Source organism: Paenibacillus donghaensis (assembly GCF_002192415.1).
Classification (GTDB): Bacteria; Bacillota; Bacilli; order Paenibacillales; family Paenibacillaceae; genus Paenibacillus_AQ; species Paenibacillus_AQ donghaensis.
This window is the reverse complement of sequence record NZ_CP021780.1, coordinates 3,508,440-3,527,643: the sequence shown is the minus strand read 5'-3', so window position 1 is coordinate 3,527,643 and position 19,204 is coordinate 3,508,440. Positions and strand designations below refer to the sequence as shown.

The following is a 19,204-nucleotide window of genomic DNA, read 5'->3' as shown; positions in this document are numbered from 1 at the left end:
CGTTGTATGCATGAAATTAAAGCACTGCTGTTTGATCTGGACAATACCTTGCTGGACCGTGACCATACGTTCCGCAGCTTCTGCACTAAGTTTGTGCAGGATTTCCTGGGACATTTGCAGCCGGATGCTGCAGAGGCGGTCATTCAGGACATCATCGTAAGGGATGCGGACGGCTACCGTGACAAGGACGGTTTTTTTGCCGAGCTTAGTGAGGTGCTGCCCTGGAAGGAGACCGTCTCGGCCGCTCAGATCCGTGAATACTATGACTCGACCTATGCCAACCACGGTGCGCTTATGCAGCATGCTGCAGAGATCCTCGACTATTGCCGTGAGCGGGGATACGAGCTGGGACTGGTAACCAACGGCAGAACGGAAATTCAATATGCCAAAATAGATGCCTTCAGCCTTCGCGGCTACTTCAAGGCTATCGTAGTTTCCGGGGAAGCGGGCATCAGCAAGCCGGAGCCGGAAATCTACCGGCTTGCGCTTGCGCGGCTGGGCAGCAGCGCGGAGGAAACCCTGTTCATCGGTGACCATCCGGTCAATGATATCTGGGGAGCAGGGCGCGCCGGGATGTCTGGGGTGTGGCTGCGCCGCAACCATTCATGGGGCGAGGAGCTGGACAGCCAGCCCTGGAAGACGATTGACCATTTGCAGGAGCTTAAGAAAATTCTCTAAGCGGGGAAATGGAGGTTGACAGTATCCTCCAGTTCAGTTTATGATAGCAGCATCTTAATTCGGAAGGAGACGATGTGATATGACAGTCTATATGGCAAGAATTGTAACTGTTGTAGATACGTGTCTTCCGGAGACAGCGGCTGCCTTGTAAGTAAGCTTGCAGCCTAGTAATCAGTGCGATGATTTCTATCAGAGCCGCCGGGAACCGTATGGATTCCGGCGGCTTATTTGCGTACGCAGGCATGGACTTATCAGGAGGGGATTTCACTTCCTGTCAGCCTTATTTGTGCTAAGCGTTTGCCGCCGGAGGGGAAGGATTCCGGCGGCTTTTTGCTGTCTTCCGGAATTGGTTATGGTGAAATGGAGTACCCATCAGAGCTTAAATACAGGAGGAAATGAATGTTAATAGTTGAACAATACGGCTGGAATGAAAGCTGGAGCATGACATGGAAAGAATGGACGAACTCATCGAAGAATGGGCCGGAACCGTCGCTGGTCCCTGCCCGAATTATTGGTGACTTCGGCAGCAAATATAAAATTATGACCGCACAGGGTGAACTATGGGCAGAGCTGGCCGGCAAGCTGCGGGGGACGTTGGAGGATTCCGGGCAATATCCGGCGATCGGCGACTGGGTAGCAGTGGCCATTCTGGATGGAGACAGCCGTGCCGTCATTCATGGCGTGCTGCCCCGGCACAGTCTGATCTCGCGCAAGGCGGCAGGCTCAGTACCCCAGGAGCAGATTATTGCCGCGAATGTGGATACCTTGTTCCTGGTCAGCGCGCTAAATGCCGACTTCAATGTGCGGCGGATGGAACGTTATTTGATTATGGCCTGGAACAGCGGAGCACGCCCGGTCATTCTGCTGACCAAAGCCGACTTGTGCCCGGATGCGGAGGAGCATATTCTGGAGATGGAGCGCGCCGCTCCGGGTGTGGCCATCCATGCGGTCAGCGCCTTTCAGGACCAGGGCCGCGAGCAGCTGCTGCCCTATATTGGCGCCGGGCAGACGGTAGCGTTGACCGGCTCCTCGGGCTGCGGCAAGTCAACGCTGGTCAACTGGCTCAGTAGCCGGGAAGTGCAGCTCACCCAGGATGTGCGGGAGGGGGACAGCCGGGGACGGCACACGACCACCCATCGCGAGCTGTTCATCCTGCCGGATGGCGGCATTATCATCGACACGCCGGGAATGCGCGAGCTGCAGCTGTGGGAAGATGGCGGCGGGCTGGAGCGGGCCTTCGGCGAGATCAGCGCGCTTGCGGCCGAATGCCGCTACAGCGACTGCCGGCATGAACGGGAGGAAGGCTGCGCCGTGCTGGCGGCGGTTGCGGATGGAACGCTGCCCGAGCAGCGCCTGCTGAGTTACCGCAAGACCCAGCGCGAACTGCGCTTCCAGTCCGGTAAGGAGCAGAAGCAGAAGCAGAAGCGCAAGGGCAGCACGGCAGCAGCCAAAGGCAGTGCAGCGAAGCCGAGAGACCGCAGCTGGCGCAGGCAGGTCGAGGAGTTCTAGGCTGGCGTAGAGTAGAGCACTAACGCCAATTGGCTGTTGTCACTTATCCCTCACACCAAAACAGCCCCTCCATACCCGTTAGGGGTGGAGGGGCTGTTTAAATATATAAAGGCTGGTTTAGAAGGATGCTGCAGTAGCTTTGGCTAATTCCAGGCCGCTCTCAATAATCTGCGGAGCCTGTGCTGGCAGCTGATTGTGCCCTTCGATAATAACCTGCTGAATATCGGTAATGCCCCAGAAAGTCAGCAGACCCTGGATCAGGTTAACGGCCATTTCGGCACCGGCTGCCGGGCCTTCGGAGTATACGCCGCCGCGTGCGTTAAGGATAACAACCTTTTTGCCGCCGAGCAGACCGATTGGGCCTTCAGCTGTATACTTGAATGTTGAACCTGCTTGGCTCAAGTAGTCAATGTAAGTATGCAGTACGGCAGGGACAGTCATGTTCCACAGCGGGAAAGCAAACACGACTTTTTCAGCCTCGATAAACTGTGTCAGGTATTTGCTTACCAGTTCAGCACCTGCTGATTCTTCCGCAGTAGCTTCGAAACCCTGAGCTCTTTTGTACATGCCTGTAATCAATGTATTATCATAATAAGGAAGGTTCTCTGCGAACAAGTCCAGTTCAGTGATCGTATCGTCCGGGTGGGTCAGCTTATAGCTTTCCAGGAATTCATGATACAGCTTCACGCTTACGGACTGGTCAAGAGGACGGTTATTTGCTTTAATAAAGAGGACATTAGACATTATGATTTCTCCTTAGATATATAATATTTATTAACTATAAATAACATAGCACTTAATTTAATGTTTGTAAACTTACTCGAAAAAAATATTTTTTTTCGACATCAATTCACTAGCTTTTGCGAAAGCTACCAGATGTTTGTCCCCCGTACAGGTTTGCGGCCTGCAATGTCAATATGTAGAAATAGTGCCTGCCCGGCACCGGCTTGCGTACAAAATGGCAAGAGTTTGAGAAACTCTCACCTAGGTTAAATAGGGATTACAAGGGAGTGGGAATAATTTCCTGAGCCTCTGCAGTGGAATTCCAAATGACCAATAAGGAGCGATTGACATGTCCATTGACCGTTTTATTATCAAGAAATTGGACAACTGTCACGAGGAGAAAACGCGGCTGAACTTAGTGAAGTTGTTTAAGCTTCGGGTCCAGAAGGCTGAGAACAACGAAAAGAACAGCTACAAGTCAAGCTGAACAGGCCACAGAGGCGTATCGAATTTTATCGCAGCAAGTAGATAGAAGCAAGCATGCTTTCCTGAATGGAGGGTGTGTTTTTTTTGGGGGAAAAAAACTACCCCTCTATTAATAGAGGGATAGCGCTAATGAATCATTTTCACTATAACTGTGCAATATAGCTTCAGAGCCTTTAATTTCGATACTGATCAGAGAATTAAGACATTTCTGAATCGCGCTTTTACCTTTTTGAATCTTAAGCTCAAGCGTGCTGTTTAGCAATCGAAGCACTTTTTGGGTAGGCTGTTTATTTTCTGTTGTAAAATACACAGGTACCATTTTGTTCTGAAATGTTATGACCATTCTCATTATTGAAATCACCTCGCTACAAGTATTTCATGATATTGATCATACCCCTCATTTCTTAATTTTACCTTAAAATTAGCTTATGATAACATAAAGATTAATAGTTTTTGTTTGATAGTGATCTTTAAGGCCTTAAATATTTTTGATTAAGGTGATTTGGGAAGGATACGATGTGGTGGAGGACAAGGAATGTCTGCATTTGGCCCATTTTTTGTTCCCGGGCCGTGCCCTGCATAAGGATGAGAAGAAAATGTTGCTGAGCGCAATAGCCGCGAGGCAGCTATGCCGTATAGAATTCGTTGATGCCGGGGATGTGCAGGATCTATGCCTGCAAGTCTATGAGGATAGAACGCTGGTCACCTGCATGAACACTTCGGGCTGCCCCAGCTATACATTGGACAAGTCTGAGGAGGTTGTGCGGGCATTTGCCTATTTGTTTAATTGCTCGCCTCTTGCAGAGGAAGAAATGTTATCGTCTCCTTCGCTGCTGATGAGCAGAAGTGTCTATGAGAAGCTGAGACATCATTCCGGCAGCTGCGCTCTGCCTCAACTGGCAGCAAGCCTGAGTGCAGCCACCGGCGATCAGGAGCAGTCTTTTAGTCTGGCGAGGGTTATGAAGCACTGCAGCGAGACAGGGGAGCTGCGGCTCTGTTCCCGTACCCCCGGCGGCTGGGAGATGCAATACGCTTCTTACATAGGTCATCACTCTAACGGTTGGCTGTTGCGGATGAGCTGCAAGGCTTCCGAGGACTGGATGATCGCCGTACCGATCTCCAGAGGGCAGCTCTTCGCAGCGCTGGAGGAATGGATCGTACATGCCGTAGTTCCTTCGTCAGAGTAAGCCAGCCGAGCAGAGCCGGCCAGCTCTTCTGAATATGCTTGTATGCTGCTGCTTAGAATCCCGTACACCCCCAGATCACTTCCGGTCTGGGGGTTTTTCACCGCCCTTTGTGCAAGCGTTTTCTCAGATGCTTCTTAACCTTTTAGTAGATAGCGGCATATGCTTAAGCAAGGGCAAGGACCCGGTAAGAAAGGAGAATGATGAGAAATGAAATTCAGGAAAAAGCTGTTGCTGCCGCTGATGGTTTTTGCTTTATGTTGTTCTATGCTTGCCGGCTGCGGCGGGGATTCTGCGGGGGTGAAGGTGAAGATCGGCGAGGTGACCCGCTCTGTCTTTTATGCGCCCGAGTATGTTGCGCTTTCGCAAGGTTTCTTTAAGGATGAGGGCCTGGATGTGGAGCTGCAGACGATTCCCGGCGGTGACAAAACAATGACCGCACTGCTCTCGGGGGCAATTGATGTGGCACTTGTGGGTTCTGAAACCTCTATATATGTCTACCAGCAGGGCGCAGATGATCCGGTCATTAATTTCGCCCAGCTGACACAGCGAGACGGAACTTTTCTCTTCGCACGGGAGCCCAAGGATTCATTCAGCTGGGATGAGGTGAAGGGATCAACCTTCCTTGGCCAGCCAAAGGTAACTTTAGAAGTACCTTATATAATGCGGGTTACAGACGAACTTCTATGTGAATCGAAGACGCATTTGTAACTTCCACTGTTTTGACAAGCTGGCGGATAGCGTTTTTCTGTTCACCTCGATTACGTGATGATAGTTCATTTTTTAGTGAACCAACACGTCTAATAAAGTCCTTTTCCAATGCATCCCTTGTCCCTGCTTCAGCATATTTAAGTTGTTCTTCAATTACAAGTCGCTCACTTTGAATTCGATCCCGTGCTCTTCTAAAATCATCTTTATTAATTTCGCTGTCTTCGAATAATTCAATTTGCCTTTGCATTTTATTGTCCAGTCTTTTAAGAGCATTCTTTAAATGCGAGATGCTAATCACGTCCGAATCTTCAGTCGAAACTATTTCTTCGCTTTTTACGCTGAATTTATCTGATTCGTTTATGTGGTCAAGAACAGTGTTTTCTAGGAGATCTCTATCAATAAAGTGATGGAAACACTCTGCTCGTTTCATGTAACTTGAGCAGACGTAATGAAAGTATTCTCTTCCGCTTGGCTTTTTTTTGTAACGTCCGAACATAGGACGCCCACAGTGTGTGCATTTGACTATGCCTGTAAGTAACCATCGTTCATTATCCGCTTGCTTTCCGCTTGTTCTCCTAGCTTCGATTGCAATCTGTAGGCGTTTGAAAGTATCAATATCAATAATGGGCTCATGATGTTCTTCAATCACAATCCATTCCTCTTTAGGGCGTATAAGACTCTTCCCGCGAAGTGTATATCCGCGATTGTAGACAAACATACCCGCTATGGTTTCTCTTTTCATTAGCTTGCCCACCGAGAGTTGGGTGAAGGACTTACCATCCTTGGTCTTCACGCCCATATCATTCAGCCTTCTCATAACCTTGTGAGCACCTTCACCTTGAAGCATCCATTCCACCATTTTACGTACGATCTCTGCTTCTTCCTCGTTTATTATATACTTTGAGTCATTCACATTATATCCGAAGCATGGACGGGAGACTGCTTTGTCTGTATTGGTAACAATGGACATCATGTTTTCTCGTACACGTTCCCGATTTCTTCCGCGTTCGAATTCCGCGAAAGCTCCAAGTATTTGCAAAACCATTCGGCCTGCAGCAGTTGATGTATCAAAACGTTCCCCTGCAGAAGCAAATCCACACTGTATCTCGTCCAGTTCATCCACTAATGTTAGAAGGTCCTTGAGGTTTCTGCAGAGGCGATCAATCTTTGTAATGACTACCATGCTCAGTTCCTTATTTCGGGCCAGCTTTAACATTCTGGTAAGTGCCGGTCTTTTCATACTGCCAGCTGAATATCCATCGTCTATAAAGGTTTCGATCTCTCCTTCAAGTTCCATGGCATGACAATATGCACGAAGTCGTTCTTCTTGCTCGTTAAGAGAATTTCCCTTTATAGCCTGCTCATCGGTACTTACACGGATATAAAGCGCGATACGCTTGCTCATAACTTGTAATCGACCTCCTGCCTGAACTCCACGATCTCGCTTAAACTCTCGCATTCTAGTGCCTTGCATAGCTTATCCAGTGTTTCCAGGTCTACGCGCTTGGCCCGACCATGATAGAGATCAGCAATCGTATTGCGTGCCAATCCCGTCATTTCAATGACATCGGAGATTTTAAGACGCTTTCGTCCCATAACCTCGCTTAATTTGTTCTCAATCATAAAATCACTCTCCTAATGCTTATTATCATAATGATACCGATTAAAATAATCAAGAAGATAATCATTATAGTTGACTATGTAATTATTATGCTATATATTATGGATATGAAGATGATCAAAAACGTCAACATAGTGATTATTTAGCTGGCGGGCATACGCGGGAGGGATAAGGATGAATCAATTACAGGCAAGCGAGCATTTTATCAGAAATACTTTAGACGTCGAGGTAGACGGACTGAGACACAGAAATAGATACATCGTAAGGGCTATGTTTGATGTGATACAGGCAGACGGGTTCGCAAAATTAGAACAAAAAGTCATTGAAGACGTCACCCTAACTTGGGACGAAATCGAGAAAGAAGGTGGAGTGTCTGAGGTGAAAAAACAATTTAAGGAACGTTATGACCTTCAAAAAGGTTGGGGCGGATAACGGGGCTACGGCCCCACCACTATACGAGGAGGTTTTGAAGATGAATTACAAGACAGAAATCTATTTCCAAGCTAACAAAGGCGAGCCGCACAGGCTTGTCACGCCAGACGAGTTGCGGCAAGAAATCGGCGAGTTTTTAGCGGATCGGCAAATTGCAATTGCAAACGAAAGGATCGCAAATACAGAGAGCCGTGTAGATGAGAGCCTTCCAGAACTAACAGCCTTTTTCCGGGGAGACAGAGCGAAAGCTCTCGCTTTGGCAAATTACACCCCGCGAGGGAACGTATGGATTGAAGTTTCCGAATGTTAATGAATAATGTTAGGGGCTACGGCCCCTCTAAAGGAGGCATGAACGTGGACCTGTCTCAGCACATGAAAGAAACAGCGAACATAATTGATGGCTACATATCGGGGCGCTTGGTTATTAATCTGGATGAGTTTACTGTTGGCTTGCAGAGAGAAAACAACAGTATCGCGCTTCTAAATGAGCAGCATCAAATCGAAGTAATGCAATGGGGAAATTATGTGCCCAAACGATTTCAGCAACTCTTGGATGCACGAACGCTGGAAGGCTGGCCGGGGTATGCCGGGCTGGATGCGAGAGTGAAGGGGGAATGGGATAAATGAGTATGAATGTACATTTGGCGAAAAAAGGTCACAAAGTCCGTTTTGCTAATCGCGGGGGATGGGATGGCGAATGGGAGCGAGCTGCAGCGGTTTTAAAAGAGAAAGAGATTTATATTATTAATCAGGTCGATATTTACCAGTCATCGACAGTTGTTTACTTGAAAGGCTTCGGAGATCGCGGGTTTAATAGTGTGTTTTTCGAGTTGGTAGGAGTTCCTGACTACTGGGAAATTGAAGATCTCACAAACGATGCCTTTGCGGAATTCGTGAAAGAAAAAATTGAGGGCAGCCTTCGGTGGTACACCTTAGAACAGTTCTTCATTACAGTGGACGACGCGGACGCTGAGGATGATAGGAACGAATGGACGATTATAGTGGACGCAAAGTTTAGTCATGCGTTATTAACTTTCTACTTCAGCAAAGGATCAGGCAAGTGGAACTATGATATTCTCGGTGACGATGTTGTTCGGAGGTATGAAACTATATCAAAAGGATTGCGTCCAGAACCACCAGGTGTCTACTTATACGACACTGACTAAATTATTCCATAACAAAACAGTGAAAATAAAATGAGAAATTATTGTTCGAAAAATGCGAAAGAGTTGTGAACCATTACCTATTTTACGTGATATATTAGTAGCATAGGAAATCAAGAGAACAGCACCCGACACACATCATTGCCTGTTTGCCTGGTCACGCCAGAGCAAGGGCAGCACATGCGGGCAGGCTGTTCTTTTTGTTTTCCTGGATGTGGTGGCGGAATAGGTAGACGCAACGTAGTGGTGTAGCTAATAGCTCTCGGTAAAAGGGTGCTGAAGCTCCAGCAACATCGGGCATAAACGAGATACCGCGAAATTTACCATGCAAGGTGCAAATCCTTGCCCACATTAACTATAGTGAGGATGGTCATATATGGACATGAAACTTTATGAAGAATACCCCAGAGTGGCTGCATCTGCTGAAGCGCTAGGATTTAAATATGAAGATGTGAAGGTCATGATCCAAGCCATAGAAGAAGATCAAATCTGTGTAGACTCTTTAGGATCAAGGAGTATGTATGAGATCGGACTAAAACAACTGATAGTAAGAATGGACACTGATCGGGATAACTTCCCGCAAGCTGTTGTTAACTTATTCAACGAGGGATCAGAAACTATTCGCGAGAAAATAGGCGTGAGAACTATACCTGTACTCCTTGCGCTTTTCTTCAAATTTCAATTGTATGACGGATACGAATTTCCATAATAAAGGAGTGTTGTTCATGTGGGTCAAACAGGATAAGGGCAAGAGTAAGCGTCCAGTCAAAGGACAGTGCACCATCTGCAATGCTCCAGAGCCTACCAAGCACACGATACTCAAAGCTTCATTCTGCCAAACGTGCTGGGATTTGATGATTGCCGGTAACGAGGATGAATTGAGCAAACGGACTGTTTGGGATTAGGGAGGCGGGAACGATGAATCAAAATACTATCGACATACGCGATCTGCAAGCCCGCAAGGCTGGCGAAGACACTCCTAGGATGATCATAGAGGAACTGAACGAATCGCTGCAAGCAGGAGAGATCGAGCATGTCGCCTACATCTTCACCAGCACCCAAGGCGAGGCTATGACATGCTACAGTGCGATGAATAAGCTGCAGCTTGTCGGCCTTCTGGAGTTTTGGAAACAGCAGCTCCTGGCTGATCTGGTGGAATGACCTTGCAGGATTTATCTTCCATACACCGAATTATGGTGGTGGGAGGTGAACGCGATGAGAGTTATCTTTGTTTTGAAAAATGAAAACGGCGAAACTGTGACGGGACTTGGGTCAGAGAGAGATCTTGACCAATCGGAAGTAACCGCGCTTTTTGCGGCGGGAAGCGTCAGAATTTCAGTTGAAACCGGAAATGGTTCGAGATCATCAAGGCTGGTGAAAGTAGTCGGCAGTCAGTTGGATGTGTTTGATTCTAAGCCTTATCTGAACATTGCTGTAGAGGAATTAGAAGAATCTTCTGCAAAAACGGCATCGGCATTCTACTGGTAGACCAAGTTCCAAAGATACCAAATAAATAACTGTTACATAAGGCCATCCACAATCCGGGTGGCTTTCTATCCGCCGGAGGTGATTCCAATAGAAGTTGTAGACCAAGCATTAAGTTTCATTGAAGATTATAAAAAAGCATACAACGGAGATGAGCCTTATCACATAATGGTCAACGGTAAGACATATCACCGACTAGCTTCATCTGAGGCGGCGCCTTCTGTTTTTGAGATCAAGGCCGACTCTAGCAAGACATTTATAGGACTTGGGTTCGGTATAGAGCCAAAGCAAGAGGTTGATATAGTTATTACCGGGTTTGCTGGGGAGATCCGGCACAACTTAATATGATTGAGCAAGCCACTCTAATCGCAGGGTGGCTTTTTCTATGCCCAGAAAGGGTGATTCATTTGAATCTCTACCAAGTCGTAAATGGTTACATGGGTAACGGTCCGCACTTCGTAACGGTTATTGCCAAAGATGAAGCAGCTGCCGAAGCAGCCGCATCAGAGGCGTTCAAGAAACATGCCTTCTATAGAGGTTCGTACCAGTATCCAGAAGATTACTGGACCGACCTTGAAGTGAATTTCTTGTCTGATGCTTCGGTTCCGTTTGTAAGTGAAGTAGATGAGGGGGAGTGAATATGAAAATCCATAAAGACGGAACACTCGAAGGCACGCCGGAGGAACTGGTAGCCTATGCCAAGCTTCAAGCTCTGCAGCCATTCAAAGTTGTCGAGCCTATCCTACCGTTCACAGGGCAGCCTTACAGGCCGCCGAATACAATCATCAGTACAACAGGCGTGGACGCGGGGAAATACCCAGGAAGTGACCACGGGCCGTACACACTGGACAGAACAAAGCGTCCATACGATCCAAAGCAGGTGGTATATGCCTACAATGGCGATCCAAATACCGATGAACGAAACGCATTTGCGGCAAGGTTTGATTTAGCAGTCTCCGAAAATACGAGGGTTATATCGTAAATAAGTTAATAAATCATCGAAAGGATGAAATCGATGGATTTCCGAATGAACTTCAATCAGAGCGTCAAAGTCAAACTGACTGAATTCGGCGAGCAGATATTGAGGAATCGACATGAAAAGTTGAACCTGCATTATCTCGAACGAGGGGTTAAGGATATCGGACCTTATGTATCGAGGGCGGATACTAAAGGATACACTAGTTTTCAAATATGGGGGCTAATGAACAAGTTCGGACCTCACATCGCATTGGGAAAGCCGGAGCCGTTTAAAGGAGAAATGATCTTCCGGGATGGAGAACCTGAGAGAGAAGAAAATCCTAATTATCAAGTAGGAGATCGCGTGCTTACTGAAGCCGAGATCATCGAAGTTGATGAAGGCATAGGCGACGTTAAGGTCAAGGTCGGCACTAAAGAAATGTGGCTCAAGGAGTCGCAGGTGGTTCGCAAATAACAGCCCATAATCTAAACCCCAAAAGCCCATGAGGTGACGGCGAAGTAAGGTACATGGGAAATTGCAGTGAAAGGGTGAAATCAATGGAAAAGCCATTGCGAATCATTGACGAATATCACGACCACCCAAGACCGGGGTATATGGTTCCGGCGCGGAGCCTGGAGCAAGGAGGCTACTTCATTCAGGTACCGCCAATCCAGCAAAGTGATGAAGAAACTTCAATTGAGTATAGATGGACGAAGCAAGACATTTACGCTTATTTCGGTGTGCCAGCAGAAATACTCAAGACTGTCAAAGCCAATGAGTGCAAGTATGAAGAGTTGTACAGGGAATGGATCAAGAATAATGGGGCTCTTATCATCGGCATTGACCTGGCGACCAAGCCTGATCAGACGGTATTCAGAAAGGGTGAGTAATATGCGTAGACCTATTGATGGTTTTGATTATGAAGAACGAGCGGAGCAGCAAAGAGTCAGAAGGAACACGATGTTCACTAGCATGAAGATGGATTATCTGGATAGGTTGAGTGCGCTTCTTGATTCAGGCGGGTTACCCTCAGACAGCAGAGCAACTGTGATTCATAGAGTGCATAGAGTGTGCGACAGCATTGAATCAGACCTTAATCGATTAGAGGGGGGATCACATTGAGCACGGCACAGGCCAGTAAGGCCATACCAGCCATATGTAACGAAGGATGCGGCGAACAGTTCGAGGTCAAGGGTTTCCAGAAAGAAAGGCTACCAGGAGCCGTTGAGAAGACGTTCTTCACTTGCCCGCATTGCCAGCGCGAGTATGTAGCATTCTATACGGATACAGAAGTGAGGCAACTCCAAGACAAGATCCGGCGCATACAGAGCCAACTCCAGAACCCGCGGGCTGACCAAGCTGCCACGCTTAAGAAGATCAAGAAGACGCAGGCCAGCATCAAAGCGGGCATGGACCGGGTGAGGGTAGCAGTTGAAGGAGGAAACCAACATGTATAAGAAGACGGTTCACAGCAAAGAGGAACTGCTTAGGGTTACAGATGCGCTGGATATGTTGAGGAAAGATTATACAGTGGTGAAAGAAACGGGTTCGGATAAGGCGATTAAACGTGACGAGTGCGGCATACTGTTTGAGCCGAAACACGATGTATGGCATGTGACAGAGGTAGCACCACAAAATGTTGGACAGTGATAGACAAGAAGGGGTGAAACACATGGATTTTGAGGTGAGCAGTGACCAATACGTTAAGGTAAAGCTTACTCCATATGGGGAGCAGCTGATGCGAGAACAGCGTGGTGGGGCACCATGGGTCTGCGATTACAGCAAAGATGAGGATGGATACACCACCTTTAGGTTATGGGAGTTAATGGCAAGGTTCGGCCCATTCATCTATAACCCTAAAGATAAAATCTTTGATGGCGGAATAGTCCTCTATGATAGAGGACCAATTATGCCGCACGGAGAACGGGAGAATGGAATAACCCATGTTCATACCTTTCCTACACAAGGACTGTCACACGGCCGTTGCTTCGATAATGCCCGGCATGAAGAGGCAGGAAGTGGGAGCTTCAAAAAGGCTGTCCATAGCAGGGAAGAGTTGAACAGGGTTACTGAGGCATTAGACAATTTAGGCAAGTTCTATACAGTTCACAAGCGAGACGAGGGCAGGCCACCCGGAAGGTACACCACAGCAACCCCTGATGGTAGTCGAGCTGTCGTTTGGTATGTGACTGAGGTAGAGCCTCAGAGTGGAGCGTCAAGTACTATAGGTGGCATCAAGGCCAAGGCATATATGAACACATTAGGTGTAGAGGCAGCTCTTGAAGAAGTACGCCAGCTGCTAACACGTCGGCTCTCTGACTTCGTAACTATAGAGGTTGGTGAAGGCAGTGACGAGCAGGCGTGACCAGAACCGTTACTATGACCGCTATAAGCGAGACAAGGGATCAAGAGCGTTCTACAGGTCTACAGCATGGGAGACAGCAAGAGTACAAGCACTCATCAGAGACAACTATCTATGTCAGCACTGCATAAAGCGTAAGAAATTAACTCCTGCTGATATGGTCCATCACATTAAACCCCTGAGTGATTACCCTGATCTTGCTTTAGTACTAGAGAATCTATTAAGCCTCTGTAACGGCTGTCACAACAAAGAGCACGGAGGGCCTGGAGAGAGGGGAGAGGCGACACCAGTAGCCCGGAGGGCGAGGTTTATAGTATCTAAGGGTAACAGCGAGGTCTTCTGATGGTGTAGTCTACTTCAAAGGGAGATATAAACGGATACGTGCTCACACAGCTCATTGTAGGCCGTTTTAAAGACGTTTCGCTGGCTGCTCGCTTAAACACCTGTATATACGTTGTAACGCCTGTAATCGGCTTGTAGGTGGTTATGAGAGTTCTCGTAATTTTGTTAAAATGTGTTAATTAAATGTTATTTATTGGATTTATAATGTAAATTAGTGGTAATTAAAAAACTGGAACTATATGGATGCCCCCTGCCCTCAAGGTTGGGTTCTATACCAAAGGGGACCGAGCTGCCAGTTTCGTTTTCGGCGCATGACCATTTCATATAAGAGGGGGGGGTGTCATGGAACACAAGCCAAAAAAGGAAATCAAGGACCGATCAGCCAAGAAGTTATTCGATATCGTGATACGAGAATTGGAGATTGACGACAATCTATCTGATCGCACTATCATGATTACGGATAATTTAGCCTTGCTGGAGCAGCTGAAGCAGCAACATTTGGTGGATATAAAGGATCGCGGTGTGGTCGAGCTCTTTATAAACGGATCGCAACAACTCTACCGGCAGAACAAATCAGTGGACTCGGTAATCAAAATTATTGAGCATCAGAGGAAACTGCAGGCTGAGCTTAAGCTGACCCCCGCCTCGGACAGAAAGGTCTCCGGTGTAGTTGCTCCGGAAGGTGGGGATAAAGGTGACGACTTCTCTAGCTACTGATCTACCCAAGCTGCAGACCACACAATATGCAACCGCAGTCGTCGCACATCTTATCATCACATCGAAAAAGGTCTATCAGGCCTGTCAGCGGCATTTAAACGATCTAAAGAGGCAAGGCACACCGGGCTTCCCGTTTATTTTTGACGAGGAAAAAGGCTATCGGCCTGTTGGTTATATCGAAAAATTCTGTAAGCCTTCCATGGGTGACTTTGATCGGCTTGAGTTGCAACCCTGGCAGCACTTCATAATCGGCTCACTCTATGGGTGGGTGCATAAAGACACTGGGTTCCGCCGCTTTCGGGAGGGGCTTATTTTTGTTGCCCGTAAAAATGGTAAAACAGCAAAGGTGTCTGGATTGTCGCTCTATGGAGCTTCAAAGGATGGAGAAAATGGGGCGAGGGTCTACCAACTAGCCAACTCCAAAGAGCAAGCCCGGGATATGTTTGATGAGTGTAAGGCGATGATCAAGGCGTCCCCATTGCTGCGGAAGCACTTTGACGAAACGCTGCATGAGATCCGTTTCCGGCGTACGATGTCGAAGATATTGCCGTTGGCAACCGACAGCAAGAAACTCGACGGCAAGAACTGCAGCATGGGGGTTTTCGACGAGATCCACGAGTACAAGACATACAAGCTGATTAACGTCATCAAGAACTCAACCGGCGCTCGGTCACAGCCAATGATTCTATACATCACAACAGCTGGTTATCAGTTGGACGGTCCGTTGATGGATTACTACGACAAAGCAGCGGATGTGCTGGAAGGTGTCATACAGGCAGAGCATGCTTTTTACTTTATGGCTGAGTTGGACCCGGGAGACGACATTGAAAACCCGGACAATTGGATCAAGGCTAATCCAAACCTCGGCGTCACAATTAAAATGGAGGATATGCTCAAGGAGTGGGAGGACCGCAAGCACATTCCAGCTGAACGGAATGACTTTATCACCAAGCGGTTGAATATTTTCGTTAAGGCTGATGCTGAGTCCTTCCTCTCCTTTGAGGTGCTGAAGCGCAACAACAAGAATCTGGATGCGAAGCAGTTCGAGGGCAAAGGCTGCATTGGTGGCTTTGACCTTTCCGACAGTGAAGACTTTACCAGTGCCTGTTTAGAGTTTCCGATTCTGGAGACGGGAGAGGTATTCGCGATATCCCACACATGGATTCCCGCCGAGAAAGTGAAACAAGGAAACGAAGATTTGCCGTACAAAGAGTACGAAGAAATGGGTCTTTTGACCATAATTCCGGGCGAATACGTCAAAAAAGAGTACATATTCGACTGGTTTGTGGAACAATCCGAGAAATATGGGATTGAAAAGATCATGTATGACCCGGCCAAAGCGTTCGGGCTTGTCGAGTCTTTGAAGGGCTATGGATTTAACTGCGAGGTTGTCCGGCAAGGTCATATGACGCTAGGCCCGGCCATGGACGATCTGAAGGAACTCTTCATCGACGGTAAGGTCATCTACAACAATAACCGGCTGTTTCGCTGGTATATCAACAACGTCAAACTTGTCGAAGACAGAAACCGGAACAAAATACCAACAAAACAAGGTCGCTACCGTAAAATTGACGGGTTTGCGGCCTTTTTGAATGCCCATGTAGAGGTCATGAAGCAACTCGCAGTGGCTCCGCCAACCGGAGATGTGTCATTCGTTTCAATCAAGGAACTGCTAAGGGGGTGATGACAAGAAATGAAATTATGGCAACGAACAAAAGTGGCTTGGAATGTGGTCCGCAACAAAGCTCCTGCGGGCACAGAAAATTTCACCAGCTGGTTCAGGAACGGACTTTCCATCTTCAGAGGTATGGCTGGGGGAGAGCTCGCTTCGAACGAAACGATATTCGCGGCTGTCTCTCGGCTTTCAAACTCATTGGCTGTGCTTCCGATCAAACTCTATAAGGAATACAGCCCTGTTTATGAAGGATTGAATGACTTAATAGCGAACGCTCCGAACCGGAATATGACCTCATTCGGATTTATTAGGCTGCTGGAGACCCATCGGAATGTATATGGAAATGGTTATGCGATGAAAGAGTATAACCGATTCTATGAAGTCGAAGCGCTGATTGTGCTTGATCCGACAAAGGTTGAGCCTGTTGTTGAGCAAGACACTGACGAGCTGTGGTACATGGTCCGAGGAGACAAAGGGACCTATTACGTCCATAACATGGATATGGTGCATATCAACCATGTGCAGACCTCTCAGAATGGCTATAAAGGGATCAGCCCTATTGATGTCCTGCGGGGAACAATCGACTTCGACGCTGCTGTGAGAAAGTTCACGTTAGATCAATTGGATTCGTCGATAAAAGCCTCTTTTATTTTGAAGCTGGCCGCGCATGTTGGGGCAGATAAGAAAAAAGAGATTTGGGAGAACTTTGCGAAATTCTACCAAGAAAATGGCGGGGTCATCATTCAAGAGCCAGGGGTGGAAATCAAGGAGATCAATCGTAACTTCATCGACTCCAAGGTGTTTGAGGTTGAAAAGATTACGCGGTCCCGGGTCGCCACAGTATTCAACATGCCGGTGACTATGGTCGGGGAGACAGACGGCGCAAGTTACAGCAGTATGGAGCAAATGAGCCTTGAATTTGTGACTTATACGCTGCTACCAATTATCCGGCAGTACGAACAGGAATTTAACCGGAAGCTGCTCACACCACAGCAGCGCCAGCAGGGACTGTACTTCAAGTTCACTGTCGGCGCTCTTTTGCGTGGGGATATGGCAACCAGAGGTGATTTCTACTTCAAAATGATCCGGTCAGGGGTGTTCAAACCCAATGAGGTTCGAGCTTGGGAAGAGCTGCCGCCCGAATCTGGCGGAGACAAGCTGCACATCAGTGGTGACCTGTACCCAATAGATACACCAGTCGAACAACGGAAGGGGGTGAGTACAAAAAATGAGTAAAGCCCAACAAAATAAAGCCCCAAATAAGTTTTGGGAGATGAAGATGTCTGCGAGCGATCCAAGTTCAGCAGACATCTTCATTTATGGAGAAATTACGAAGTATGCGTGGGAGGAATATGGAGAAGTCTCATCCACATCATTTAAAAACGAATTGAACGAATTGGCTGATGGGGTTGAGGTCATTCATCTCTACATCAACAGTCCTGGCGGGTCAGTGTTTGAAGGGCTAGCCATTCTCAATATGTTGCAGCGCCATAAAGCGAGAGTGATATCTCACGTGGATGCATTAGCGGCTTCAATAGCCGCGGTTATTGCGATGGCTGGAGACGAAATTTGGATGCCTAAAAACAGCATGCTGATGGTTCACCACCCTTGGATGTTAGCCGTTGGCAATGCTACAGAGTTACGAAAGGCCGCTGACGATTTGGAACGCATCGGGCAATCCGCTGCTCAAAGTTTTTTACAAAAAGGGGGGGATAAACTTGATGAAGCGACTTTGAATGATCTACTTGATGCCGAGACTTGGCTTTCTGCAGACGAGGCCTTTGCATACGGATTGTGTGATGTCGTTGAAGAAGCTAATCAAATGGCTGCGTCAATTAGCGAAGAGTTATTCGCAAAGTATCGCAACGTTCCTGCAGCTATCTCCAAGCGGACGGTCGCTCCCTCGAACAAAGGTTATACCGAAGCTGAACGTATTGAAATGGCCCGAAATGCTCAATTAGAATTACAAAATTTGCAATCATACCTGGGAGGTATCATTAATGGCTAAAACACTGTTCGATGTAAAAAATGATTTGTTGACTATCGGCACGGCATACGCTGCTGCAAAGCAAGCGAAGTTGGTGGAGGCATCTAAGCCAGAAGCGAGCATCGAAGATATCAAGGCGCTGGAAACTAAGGAGAATAACCTGAAAGAACGCTTTGACATCCTGCAAAGAGAACATGATGAAATGCAAGCGGCTCAAACAGCGTCCTTAGCAGCTAAGGCTCCGGCACTTGGAGCAAACCTTTCTGACCCTAAGGCCAAAATTACAGCTGCTAAAGCTGGTTTGATCCGTGCGGTTGTAGGTGGAAAGACTGTTTCTCCAGAAATTAAAGCTGCTCTCGGTGACAACAACTCGACTGGCGGAGAAAAAATCTTGCCTACCACAATGACCACAGAGTTGCTGCACGAGCCGTTTGTCAAGAACCCACTGCGCGATGTTTCGACAGTGACAAGCGTAACGAATCTTGAGATTCCTAAAATCACTTTCACTCTGGATGATGATGATTTCATTCTCGACACTGAAACTGCTAAAGAGTTGAAGGCCGAGGGAGATGTGGTGACGTTTGGTCGTTTCAAGTTCAAAATTTATGTGCCCGTGTCCGAGACCATCCTCGCTGCAACGGATACCAATCTGGTCCAAACGGTAGACCAAGCACTTGAGAGTGGTTTGGCTGCTAAAGAAAAGAAGGTTGCGTTTGCTGCAACTCCGAAGGTAGGAGAAGAGCACATGTCTTTCTATTCGACGCAGAACAACATCACGGTAGTCACCGGAGCGGACTTGTATAAAGCAATTAAAAATGCTATTGCTGCCTTGCACGAGGATTATCGAGATAATGCAAAGATTGTTATGCGTTATGCAGATTATCTCGACATCATTGAGGTTCTGGCGAATGGCAATGCAACGCTGTACAGCGCACAACCTGAGCAGGTGCTTGGAAAACCAGTTGTATTCAGCGACTCGGCCGTGAACCCAATTGTCGGAGACTTCCGGTATTCACACTTCAATTATGACCCACAAGTGCTGTATGACCGCGACAAGGACGTTAAGACAGGTGTTGAACTGTTCGTCCTGACGGCTTGGCTCGACCATAAGATCAAGCTGAAGTCCGCCTTCCGTATCGCAAAAAAGCTCTAACTCCTTCGCCGGCAACAT

Annotated in this window: 28 protein-coding genes and 1 pseudogene; 25 read left to right on the top strand and 4 right to left on the bottom strand. The window is 47.4% G+C overall.

Annotated features, from left to right (window positions below):
• Positions 1-6 precede the first annotated feature (6 nt).
• On the top strand, positions 7-678 hold the full coding sequence (locus tag B9T62_RS15710) for an HAD family hydrolase (RefSeq protein ID WP_087916122.1): 672 nt from the start codon (positions 7-9) through the stop codon (positions 676-678).
• A gap of 399 nt (positions 679-1,077) precedes the next feature.
• Entirely contained in the window at positions 1,078-2,187 is a 1,110-nt protein-coding gene (gene rsgA, locus B9T62_RS15705; protein WP_087916121.1) for a ribosome small subunit-dependent GTPase A, read from the top strand.
• A 117-nt stretch (positions 2,188-2,304) separates the two neighbouring features.
• Here rsgA and B9T62_RS15700 read toward each other — a convergent pair whose 3' ends face one another.
• Positions 2,305-2,931 (bottom strand): FMN-dependent NADH-azoreductase, encoded by a 627-nt coding sequence (locus B9T62_RS15700; protein WP_087916120.1) that lies wholly within the window; start codon positions 2,929-2,931, stop codon positions 2,305-2,307.
• Positions 2,932-3,259: 328 nt separating this feature from the next.
• On the opposite strand from B9T62_RS15700, the gene B9T62_RS39990 reads away from it, so the two are divergent.
• Positions 3,260-3,397 (top strand): hypothetical protein, encoded by a 138-nt coding sequence (locus tag B9T62_RS39990; RefSeq protein ID WP_169834391.1) that lies wholly within the window; start codon positions 3,260-3,262, stop codon positions 3,395-3,397.
• Positions 3,398-3,505: 108 nt separating this feature from the next.
• Here B9T62_RS39990 and B9T62_RS15695 read toward each other — a convergent pair whose 3' ends face one another.
• Positions 3,506-3,745 carry a hypothetical protein gene (locus B9T62_RS15695; protein WP_087916119.1) on the bottom strand — a complete coding sequence of 80 codons (240 nt, stop codon included), beginning with the start codon at positions 3,743-3,745 and terminating at the stop codon, positions 3,506-3,508.
• Between the two features lie 139 nt (positions 3,746-3,884).
• Here B9T62_RS15695 and B9T62_RS15690 point away from each other — a divergent pair, with 139 nt between their 5' ends.
• Both B9T62_RS15690 and B9T62_RS15685 read left to right on the top strand, forming a co-directional pair.
• Positions 3,885-4,583: a hypothetical protein gene (locus B9T62_RS15690; RefSeq protein WP_157793857.1), complete on the top strand. Its 699-nt coding sequence runs from the start codon at positions 3,885-3,887 to the stop codon at positions 4,581-4,583.
• 207 nt (positions 4,584-4,790) lie between these two features.
• Positions 4,791-5,219, top strand: a pseudogene (locus B9T62_RS15685) (ABC transporter substrate-binding protein); the annotation flags it as partial.
• Between the two features lie 31 nt (positions 5,220-5,250).
• Here the strand turns inward: B9T62_RS15685 and B9T62_RS15680 are convergent.
• Both B9T62_RS15680 and B9T62_RS15675 read right to left on the bottom strand, forming a co-directional pair.
• Positions 5,251-6,696, bottom strand: coding sequence for a recombinase family protein (locus B9T62_RS15680; protein ID WP_169834390.1), 1,446 nt, complete (start codon positions 6,694-6,696; stop codon positions 5,251-5,253).
• The gene (locus tag B9T62_RS15675) at positions 6,693-6,914 is read right to left on the bottom strand and encodes a helix-turn-helix domain-containing protein (RefSeq protein ID WP_087916116.1); all 222 of its coding nucleotides are present in this window, start codon (positions 6,912-6,914) and stop codon (positions 6,693-6,695) included. Before B9T62_RS15675 ends, B9T62_RS15680 begins: the two co-directional genes overlap by 4 nt.
• Positions 6,915-7,086: 172 nt before the next feature.
• On the opposite strand from B9T62_RS15675, the gene B9T62_RS15670 reads away from it, so the two are divergent.
• The 20 genes from B9T62_RS15670 (at position 7,087) to B9T62_RS15560 (ending at position 19,186) form a co-directional block, all read left to right on the top strand.
• On the top strand, positions 7,087-7,344 hold the full coding sequence (locus B9T62_RS15670) for a hypothetical protein (RefSeq protein ID WP_087916115.1): 258 nt from the start codon (positions 7,087-7,089) through the stop codon (positions 7,342-7,344).
• A 40-nt stretch (positions 7,345-7,384) separates the two neighbouring features.
• Positions 7,385-7,654 (top strand): hypothetical protein, encoded by a 270-nt coding sequence (locus B9T62_RS15665; protein ID WP_087916114.1) that lies wholly within the window; start codon positions 7,385-7,387, stop codon positions 7,652-7,654.
• 44 nt (positions 7,655-7,698) lie between these two features.
• Positions 7,699-7,971, top strand: coding sequence for a hypothetical protein (locus B9T62_RS15660; protein ID WP_087916113.1), 273 nt, complete (start codon positions 7,699-7,701; stop codon positions 7,969-7,971).
• The gene (locus tag B9T62_RS15655; protein ID WP_087916112.1) at positions 7,968-8,510 is read left to right on the top strand and encodes a hypothetical protein; all 543 of its coding nucleotides are present in this window, start codon (positions 7,968-7,970) and stop codon (positions 8,508-8,510) included. Before B9T62_RS15660 ends, B9T62_RS15655 begins: the two co-directional genes overlap by 4 nt.
• Before the next feature lie 373 nt (positions 8,511-8,883).
• Entirely contained in the window at positions 8,884-9,216 is a 333-nt protein-coding gene (locus B9T62_RS15650) for a hypothetical protein (RefSeq protein WP_087916111.1), read from the top strand.
• A gap of 209 nt (positions 9,217-9,425) precedes the next feature.
• The gene (locus B9T62_RS15640) at positions 9,426-9,668 is read left to right on the top strand and encodes a hypothetical protein (RefSeq protein WP_087916109.1); all 243 of its coding nucleotides are present in this window, start codon (positions 9,426-9,428) and stop codon (positions 9,666-9,668) included.
• 54 nt (positions 9,669-9,722) lie between these two features.
• On the top strand, positions 9,723-9,995 hold the full coding sequence (locus tag B9T62_RS15635; RefSeq protein WP_087916108.1) for a hypothetical protein: 273 nt from the start codon (positions 9,723-9,725) through the stop codon (positions 9,993-9,995).
• A gap of 404 nt (positions 9,996-10,399) precedes the next feature.
• Positions 10,400-10,630, top strand: coding sequence for a hypothetical protein (locus B9T62_RS15625; RefSeq protein ID WP_157685649.1), 231 nt, complete (start codon positions 10,400-10,402; stop codon positions 10,628-10,630).
• 2 nt (positions 10,631-10,632) lie between these two features.
• Positions 10,633-10,974: a hypothetical protein gene (locus B9T62_RS15620; RefSeq protein WP_087916105.1), complete on the top strand. Its 342-nt coding sequence runs from the start codon at positions 10,633-10,635 to the stop codon at positions 10,972-10,974.
• 33 nt (positions 10,975-11,007) lie between these two features.
• On the top strand, positions 11,008-11,424 hold the full coding sequence (locus B9T62_RS15615; protein ID WP_087916104.1) for a hypothetical protein: 417 nt from the start codon (positions 11,008-11,010) through the stop codon (positions 11,422-11,424).
• Positions 11,425-11,507: 83 nt separating this feature from the next.
• Positions 11,508-11,840, top strand: a complete 333-nt coding sequence (locus B9T62_RS15610; protein WP_087916103.1) for a hypothetical protein — start codon at positions 11,508-11,510, stop codon at positions 11,838-11,840.
• Positions 11,841-12,068: 228 nt separating this feature from the next.
• Positions 12,069-12,407, top strand: coding sequence for a hypothetical protein (locus B9T62_RS15600; RefSeq protein WP_087916101.1), 339 nt, complete (start codon positions 12,069-12,071; stop codon positions 12,405-12,407).
• On the top strand, positions 12,400-12,600 hold the full coding sequence (locus tag B9T62_RS15595) for a hypothetical protein (RefSeq protein ID WP_087916100.1): 201 nt from the start codon (positions 12,400-12,402) through the stop codon (positions 12,598-12,600). The genes B9T62_RS15600 and B9T62_RS15595 overlap by 8 nt, the downstream gene beginning before the upstream one ends.
• 22 nt (positions 12,601-12,622) lie before the next feature.
• A complete protein-coding gene (locus B9T62_RS15590; protein WP_157685645.1) occupies positions 12,623-13,315 on the top strand; it encodes a hypothetical protein in 693 nt (230 codons plus the stop codon).
• Positions 13,290-13,655, top strand: a complete 366-nt coding sequence (locus B9T62_RS15585) for an HNH endonuclease (protein ID WP_425436651.1) — start codon at positions 13,290-13,292, stop codon at positions 13,653-13,655. The genes B9T62_RS15590 and B9T62_RS15585 overlap by 26 nt, the downstream gene beginning before the upstream one ends.
• 341 nt (positions 13,656-13,996) lie before the next feature.
• Positions 13,997-14,371, top strand: coding sequence for a P27 family phage terminase small subunit (locus tag B9T62_RS15580; protein WP_087916097.1), 375 nt, complete (start codon positions 13,997-13,999; stop codon positions 14,369-14,371).
• Entirely contained in the window at positions 14,349-16,055 is a 1,707-nt protein-coding gene (locus tag B9T62_RS15575; RefSeq protein WP_245864472.1) for a terminase large subunit, read from the top strand. The genes B9T62_RS15580 and B9T62_RS15575 overlap by 23 nt, the downstream gene beginning before the upstream one ends.
• A 9-nt stretch (positions 16,056-16,064) precedes the next feature.
• On the top strand, positions 16,065-17,282 hold the full coding sequence (locus B9T62_RS15570) for a phage portal protein (protein ID WP_087916095.1): 1,218 nt from the start codon (positions 16,065-16,067) through the stop codon (positions 17,280-17,282).
• Positions 17,275-18,054 carry a head maturation protease, ClpP-related gene (locus B9T62_RS15565; RefSeq protein ID WP_087916094.1) on the top strand — a complete coding sequence of 260 codons (780 nt, stop codon included), beginning with the start codon at positions 17,275-17,277 and terminating at the stop codon, positions 18,052-18,054. Before B9T62_RS15570 ends, B9T62_RS15565 begins: the two co-directional genes overlap by 8 nt.
• Complete coding sequence (locus B9T62_RS15560) at positions 18,047-19,186, top strand: phage major capsid protein (protein ID WP_087916093.1); 1,140 nt, start codon at positions 18,047-18,049, stop codon at positions 19,184-19,186. Before B9T62_RS15565 ends, B9T62_RS15560 begins: the two co-directional genes overlap by 8 nt.
• Positions 19,187-19,204 lie beyond the last annotated feature (18 nt).